Source organism: Aeromonas sp. D3, from assembly GCF_027705025.1.
Lineage (GTDB): Bacteria > Pseudomonadota > Gammaproteobacteria > Enterobacterales > Aeromonadaceae > Aeromonas > Aeromonas salmonicida.
In genome coordinates, this window is the sequence record NZ_JAPDBE010000003.1 from 1 (window position 1) to 5,757 (window position 5,757).

4 protein-coding genes and 1 tRNA gene are annotated in these 5,757 nt (G+C 59.1%); 2 read left to right on the forward strand and 3 right to left on the reverse strand.

Annotated features, from left to right (window positions below):
• Positions 1-382: 382 nt before the first annotated feature.
• The 3 genes from OKC28_RS02800 to OKC28_RS02810 form a co-directional block, all read right to left on the reverse strand.
• Positions 383-592 carry a cold-shock protein gene (locus OKC28_RS02800; protein WP_005317918.1) on the reverse strand — a complete coding sequence of 70 codons (210 nt, stop codon included), beginning with the start codon at positions 590-592 and terminating at the stop codon, positions 383-385.
• Positions 593-863: 271 nt separating this feature from the next.
• A complete protein-coding gene (locus OKC28_RS02805) occupies positions 864-1,517 on the reverse strand; it encodes a LysM-like peptidoglycan-binding domain-containing protein (protein WP_270687202.1) in 654 nt (217 codons plus the stop codon).
• Between the two features lie 99 nt (positions 1,518-1,616).
• Positions 1,617-3,719 carry a methyl-accepting chemotaxis protein gene (locus OKC28_RS02810; protein WP_270687204.1) on the reverse strand — a complete coding sequence of 701 codons (2,103 nt, stop codon included), beginning with the start codon at positions 3,717-3,719 and terminating at the stop codon, positions 1,617-1,619.
• Between the two features lie 274 nt (positions 3,720-3,993).
• On the opposite strand from OKC28_RS02810, the gene gltX reads away from it, so the two are divergent.
• Both gltX and OKC28_RS02820 read left to right on the forward strand, forming a co-directional pair.
• Positions 3,994-5,409, forward strand: coding sequence for a glutamate--tRNA ligase (gltX, locus tag OKC28_RS02815; protein WP_270687207.1), 1,416 nt, complete (start codon positions 3,994-3,996; stop codon positions 5,407-5,409).
• Between the two features lie 271 nt (positions 5,410-5,680).
• Positions 5,681-5,756 (forward strand) — tRNA-Ala (locus tag OKC28_RS02820).
• Position 5,757 lies beyond the last annotated feature (1 nt).

Consider the following 5,757-nt stretch of genomic DNA (forward strand, 5'->3'; position numbering starts at 1 on the left):
CGGGAATAGCTCAGTTGGTAGAGCACGACCTTGCCAAGGTCGGGGTCGCGAGTTCGAGTCTCGTTTCCCGCTCCAATTTCTCTTCGTAGTACCAGCATTCCTTTTAATCCTTCAAAAATGACTTCCGTATCGCGCTGCGATGCGTTTGTGTTCCTGCTTTTCAGCTCTATCCCTCTGTTTGCCAAACTTGCTTAGCCTGATACCAAGACGCTGCCCTGGTGGCCTGATGGTTGAGGAGCGACAAGGGGGAAATGGCGGGCAAGCGCAGTCACAACCCGGAGAGGGTCTGGTCACAAGCGGGCGATGAACAATAGTGGAGTGGTAAACGGCAGGCAAAAAAATAGGAGGAGCAGGTCTCCTCCTACAGGCTCACTGGCGTGGCTTAGAGCAGAGTAACGTTCTCAGCCTGAGGACCTTTTTGGCCCTGAGTCACAGTGAACTGGACTTTTTGACCTTCAGCCAGGGTCTTGAAACCTGTGCTCTGGATGGAGGAGAAGTGAACGAAAACGTCCGGTCCCTGGGATTGCTCGATGAAGCCAAAACCCTTGGTTTCGTTAAACCATTTTACTTGGCCGGTGCGAATGTCAGACATGTGGTAAGTCCTATCTATAACGAAATGAAACTAAGCCTTGTTGGGCAGCATTTGCCTAGGAATCAGGGGTTGAAGCATGACTGACCACGTCAATTTGTCCCAGTAGCATGTAGAACAATCCCTGTCTAAAGCACAAACGATTGTACGTGAGAGCAGATCCTTGTCAATTTTGCGCTTTTCATTTTTTGAGCAAGCTAAAAATATTGTGAAGTCAGCGGCTTATTTCACGGTGCTGGATCAAAAAGCGGGAGGCTCATGGCCTCCCGTTTTGTCACTCCTTGAGGGCGAACCCTTGGCCCTGCCGGTCATACCGATAGATGGCCTGACCGTAGGAGCGGATCTCCACCCGCTGTATGCGGCGGTTGTCATCCACCAGAATGAACACCGACTTGCCCGATTGCAGCCGGGTCAAAGGGCGGTCCGGCCCTTCGATGGCAATCAGGCGACTGAGCTCGGCGCCTGGCAGCTCGAACTTGCGCCAGATGGAGTAGAGGGTTTCACCGGCTTGCACATCGTGCTGTAGCCAGCTGCCATCTACTTTCTCTTCGACCGGTTTGGCGGCCGAGGAGCCATTGCCAGTAGTCAGTGCTTCGGCTGGCACGGCCAGCGGCACGGCGAGCGAACCGGACGGGGCGGTTGTCGGCATGGCAGGCGCAGGTTCCCAGGCCAGCAACAGCAGCCAGATGGGCACCAGCACCAGCAGGCCTATGGTGTGTTTGCGGGGCAGCGGGTTGGCCAGCTTGAATTTGCCTGCGCTGGCCTCCTGGCCGCGTTGGCCAAGGCCACGCATCCCTTGGCCGATGCGCTGGCGCAGGGGCAGGGTAGCGGCATTGATACGATGGAGCAGGGATCCTTGTGATTCGTCTTGTCGACGCTGCTGGGCTCGTCTGTTATGGCCACGTGGGCGACGGTCCGGGGTGGGCACGGCATTTACCTCTCACTACATTGCCTGCCATCAGGCAAATTCGTTGCCTATGGTAAACGGACTCGCCTCCGAGGGGGAGAGTCCGAGAGAGGAAAATTGTCAGCTGAGACGAAATTGTCCCAGTAATTGCTGCAAACGCTCGGCTGCCTGACGCAATGCCTGGCTGGCTTTGGCCGTTTCGGTCGCATCCTGAGCGATGTCGTTGGCCAGTGCGTTGGTTTTTGACAGATTGCCGGACACCGTCTCGGAGACGGAGCTCTGCTCCTCGGCGGCGGAGGCGATCTGATAGGTCATGTCGTTGATGGTAGAGATGGCCTGATAGATGCTGGCGAGCGCCTCTTCCGCCAGATCCGCCTCGCCCACCGCCTGATGGGTCAGCTGCTGGCTCTGATTGATGGCACTGACTGCATTGGCCGAGCTGAGACGGATTTTCTCGAGCAGCTCCTGGGTGTTCTGCACCGCCTGCTGGGTGTTGCCCGCCAGCTTGCGCACCTCGTCGGCCACCACCGCAAAACCTCGGCCCTGTTCGCCGGCACGTGCTGCCTCTATGGCGGCGTTGAGCGCGAGCAGGTTGGTCTGATCGGCAATGCCCTGGATCACAGTGAGTATGTTGGTGATCTGCTCGCTGTCGTGAGCCAGCCCCTCGACCACTTCGGCGCCTTTGCCTGCTTCGGCCGCCACCTTGTGCATTGACTGGATCACCTGCTGGAAGCGTACCTTGCCCTGATCCGCCGCGCCCTGGGCCTGCTTGGCCGAGTCGGCGGTGTTGTTGGCGTGGGTGGCCACTTCCTGGCTGACATAGGACATCTCCTGTACCGCGGTCAGCATCTGCTCCATCTCCGCCTGGTGATGCTGCAAGTTGGTGTCGGTCTGGCCTGCAATGCGGTCTGTGTCACCGGCGTGGCGGTTCACCTCGCTGGCGGTTTTCAGCACATCCCCCAGCAGCACCTGTAGCTTGTCGATGAAGCGGTTGATGCCCTTGGCGAGATCCCCCAGCTCGTCGACGGATCGGGTGGTGAGGCGCTTGGTGAGATCCCCCTCGCCATCGGCAATGTCATCTACCAGGCTGACCATCTGGCGGATGGGGCCCGTGATACTGCGCGCTATCATCAGCATGGTGGCCAGTGCCAGCACCAGTACGACAAGGGCACCCACCAGTTGCTGGGTCATGGCAGCCCGACTCATGTCGCTTAGCTGGCTTTCCAGCTGATCGGCGCCCGCCAGTACCACCTTGTAGGGCAGGGTGACTATGATGGCCCAGTTGCGGCTCATGCCTGGTACCATGATGGGCACAGAGATACGAAATGATTCGTCCAGCTCCTGACGCTGCACTTCCGGTTTCAGATATTGCTGCCACTGGTTGCCGAGCAGCTTGTCGGCCCGGCTGCCAAGCAGGCTGGCGTCACCGCTGGTGCCCGTGATGACGCCGGCGGCGCTGACGATCAGGGTCTCGCCCTTGCCGTCATAGATGTTGCTGTTGAGGGACTGGGCCTGACGGCTGATGGAGTCCACCGCCAGATCCAGCGCGGCGATCCCCTTGAACTTGCCTGCCACCATGATGGGGGTGGTGATGGTGCTCACCAGCACCTGCTGGCCGTTGATGTCCACCTTGAAGGGGTCGATGAGGCAGGAGCGTCCCTCCCGTTTCGGGCAGGAGTAGTAGTCATTGGCCGGGTTGCCGAATTCATCCGGATCGGTCTTTTCGATGGAAAGCAGCAGGTCTGTGCCTATCTGGTCCTTGTCACGATAGAAGTAGGGCACGAAGCGGCCCTGGCTGTCGCTACCCAGCGCGCTTTGACCGGCGAAGGCGGCGTCCTGGCCGTCGAAGCCGTTCGGCTCAAAGCCGGCGAAGGCGCCATACAATTGTGGTTCGAGCGCGAGCTGCGCCTTGAGCAGGTCGGTGGCCTGCTGGCGATCCAGCGGCAGCAGGCCCTCTTGTTGCAAGGCGAGGGCACTGGCCATCTGCTGGGTATAGGAGAGCCCCTTTTGCAGCAACTGTGTGATGGTGGCGGCCTCGGCCCGTGCGTTGGCACTCACCTTTTGCCAGGCTTCTTGCTGCAGGGCGGCGCGACTGGAGCTGATGGTCAGCTGTTGGGTCTGTTGACCGGAATACTGGTTGAGCAGGATCAGTATGACCAGGGCTGCGGTCATGGCGATCCCGGCCATGACCAGAATTCGATTCTGGATAGAACGGAACTGCATCGTCTCTTCCTTGTGTCGTGAGAAGTAGTGTGAGAGTTGTTTGGATATCGGCCGGAGGAGGCAGCTCTCCAACACTCCCCATAGCAAATCGGAAATGCCGCTTCGGTTTTGCGATCCTCCTCAAATATCAGGCTGCAGGCGGCCGGGCAGCAAATTTAACCCCCTACTTTAGCCCGCAACGGCCTCATGGTTTTCCCATCCGGGATTCTGAGTGCTAAAATGCGACGGTTTTTTCTAACGAATTGGCCCAAGGCCCTCTACACAAGGCTTAAAGATGAAAGTCAAAACCCGTTTTGCTCCCAGCCCGACTGGCTTTTTGCATGTCGGCGGTGCCCGTACCGCACTCTATTCCTGGTTGTTTGCAAAGAGCCAGGGCGGTGAGTTCGTGCTGCGTATTGAGGATACCGACCTGGAACGTTCCACTCAGGAGGCGATCGACGCCATCATTGAGGGCATGGAATGGCTGGAGCTGAACTGGAATGAGGGCCCCTACTACCAGACCAAGCGTTTCGACCGCTACAACGGCATCATCGACGAGATGCTGACCGATGGCCGTGCCTACAAGTGCTACTGCTCCCGTGAGCGCCTGGACGCGCTGCGCGAAGGCCAGATGGCCAGCGGCGAGAAGCCCCGCTATGACGGCAAGTGCCGGGATAGCGCCCACGATCACCCGGCCGATGCGCCGCACGTTATTCGCTTCCGCAACCCGACCGAAGGTTCAGTCGTATTCGATGACCACGTCCGTGGCCGCATCGAGTTCGCCAATACCGAGCTCGACGATCTTATCATCCGCCGCACCGATGGCGCGCCGACCTACAACTTCTGCGTGGTGGTCGATGACTGGGACATGGAGATCACCCACGTGGTGCGTGGTGAAGACCACATCAACAACACCCCGCGCCAGATCAACATCTACAAGGCGCTGAACGCGCCCGTGCCGGAGTTTGCCCACGTCTCCATGATCCTGGGCGACGACGGTGCCAAGCTCTCCAAGCGCCACGGCGCTGTGTCCGTGATGCAGTACCGCGATGACGGCTACCTGCCGGAAGCGCTGCTGAACTATCTGGTGCGTCTGGGCTGGTCCCACGGCGATCAGGAGATCTTCACCCTGGACGAGATGATCAAGCTGTTCAGCCTGGATGCCATCTCCAAATCCGCCTCCGCCTTCAACACCGACAAGCTGTTGTGGCTGAACAACCACTACATGCGCAGCCTGGATCCGGCCTATGTGGCCAAGCATCTGGCCTGGCACATGGAAAACCAGAAGATTGACACCAGCAAGGGCCCATCACTGCCAGAGGTTGTCACTCTGCTGGCCGAGCGCTGCAATACCCTGGTGGAGATGGCCGCCCAGAGCCGCTATCTGTTCGAAGAGTACGAAGCGATCGACGAAGCGGCTGCCAAGAAGCACCTGCGCGGCGTCGCTGCCGAGCCGCTGGCGCTGGCCAAGGCCAAGCTGGCTGCACTGGATAACTGGACCACCGAAGCGCTGCACGAGCTGATTGAAGCGACCGCCGCCGAGCTGGGTCAGGGCATGGGCAAGGTCGGCATGCCGCTGCGCGTAGCCGTGACCGGTCTGGGTCAGTCCCCCGGCATCGACGCCGTGATGGCGCTGGTGGGTAAAGAGCGTGTGCTGGCTCGCATCGATCGCGCGTTGGCGTATATCGAAGCGCGCATGGCCGCCGAGTAAGTCGCCTGCTGCCGCGACTGGTGGCAGCCGGATAAATTGCCTTCCACTGACAATAAAGGGCTCCCGCAAGGGAGCCTTTGTTTTTCGCGGTTAACCAGATTTGTGACATAAAACAGCGAGATAGCGGCAAGGTTGCCGGTAAAAACAGCTAACTGCTTGAATTTTGACTAAACGCTCCAGCCGGTGTTATTTTTGGGTTGACAGCAAAGCGGGTGATGCCTATCATGCGCCTCCGTTGCCGGAGATAACTTCGTCAGCGCCGAGGTGAGTTGGGGTTATAGCTCAGCTGGGAGAGCGCTTGCATGGCATGCAAGAGGTCCGCGGTTCGATCCCGCGTAGCTCCACCAC